At 68.0% G+C, this 1,421-nt stretch carries 2 protein-coding genes; both read right to left on the bottom strand.

The window, feature by feature from the left end; genetic code table 11:
* Positions 1-180 precede the first annotated feature (180 nt).
* On the bottom strand, positions 181-1,077 hold the full coding sequence (locus tag ACZ3HV_RS44560) for an IS3 family transposase (RefSeq protein WP_465693958.1): 897 nt from the start codon (positions 1,075-1,077) through the stop codon (positions 181-183).
* 2 nt (positions 1,078-1,079) lie between these two features.
* Positions 1,080-1,373: a transposase gene (locus tag ACZ3HV_RS44555; protein WP_465693957.1), complete on the bottom strand. Its 294-nt coding sequence runs from the start codon at positions 1,371-1,373 to the stop codon at positions 1,080-1,082.
* Between the last annotated feature and the right edge of the window lie 48 nt (positions 1,374-1,421).

Raw genomic sequence — 1,421 nt, 5'->3', positions numbered from 1 at the left:
TCCGGCAATCCCCTGAAACCGTAGAGACTTGAGATTTGTTGTTTCGGTTGGCCTCTCCCGCTGGTTGGCTGGGGAGCTCGCCCGGAGTCGGGGTCAAGGCTGGCCGGAGGCCACCCGGAGGGCTGGGCCTTGACGCCGGGGAGGACGAGGTCAGACTCGGTGTGCGGGGGAGCCGGTCGTTCATGCTGCTTGTTCGGGTTCGTGGTCGTGGGCCTGGTGGGTGAGTTCGTAGGTGATCGGGGAGCGCATGCCGAGCGCGGAGTGGCGCCGGTCTTGGTTGTACTCCTCGATCCAGGCGGCCACCCGAGTGCGGGCCTGTGTCCTGGTGGTGAAGTGCTCGAGCCTGCGCAGTTCGAACTCCACGGTGGAGTGCCAGGACTCGATCACGGCATTGTCCAGTGCCGAGCCGGGCCGGCCCATGGACTGGGCGATGCCGAGCCGGGTGCATGCAGCCCGGACGGTGCCGGCGGTGTACTCGCTGCCCTGATCAGTGTGCAGGATCACCCCGGCGATCGCGTCCTTACCGCCACGGACCGCGACCGCCATCACCAGGGCGTTGTAGGCGAGTTCGGCGTTGTGGTGTTCCCCCAGGCTGAACCCGACAATGCGCCGAGACCTCATGTCCAGCACGCTGTCGAGGTAGAGCTTGCCCTCGTCGGTCTTGATCTCGGTGCCGTCGCCGTACCACTTCCGATTCACTGCGCTGGCAGGGAAATCACGACCGATCAGGTCCGGTGCCCGCCACTTGCCCCGGCCCGGCCGGGTGGTCTGCTGACGGCGGCGTGTGCGTCGCGCCTGCAGACCGAGCTCGCGCATCAGGGCGGCGACGGTGTTCTGGCTGACCCGCCAGCCCTCGTCGCGCAGGTCCGCGGTGATCCGCGGCGACCCATAGGTCCCGTGATGCTTGACGAACAACCACCGGATCGCGATCTTCAGCTGTTCGCGGCGCGCGTGCCGGGGCGAAGCGTCGCCGTGGCGCCACTTGTAGAACCACGCCTGGCTGACCCCCAGCGCCCGGCACGCTACCGCGTGCGGCACCCGGTAGGTGTCCCTCTGGGCGGCGATGAAGGCGGCCACGGCTACCGGCCCATCGCGTCCTTGACCCAGAGGGCCACCGAGCGCTTGAGGACATCACGCTCCATCGCCAGCTCCGCGTTCTCCCGCCGCAACCTGGCCAGCTCGGCCCGCTCGTCCTCGCTCAACTGACCGTCACTACCGTGGGCCCGCTTGTCTCTGGCCACCCAGTTCGCCAGCGTGCCCGCGTTCACGCCCAGCTCCCGGGCCACCTGCGCGATCGGTCTGCCGGTCTCCCGGACAATCCGGACCGCGCCCTCGCGGAACTCCTGATCAAACTTTCGTCGTGCCTCTGCCATCGCCCTCACCTTCTAAGGGGATGTCTCCACGCTACGAGGGGAAACCCA

It is taken from the genome of Kribbella sp. NPDC020701, from assembly GCF_055562215.1.
This window is presented reverse-complemented; position numbering and strand designations above follow the sequence as displayed.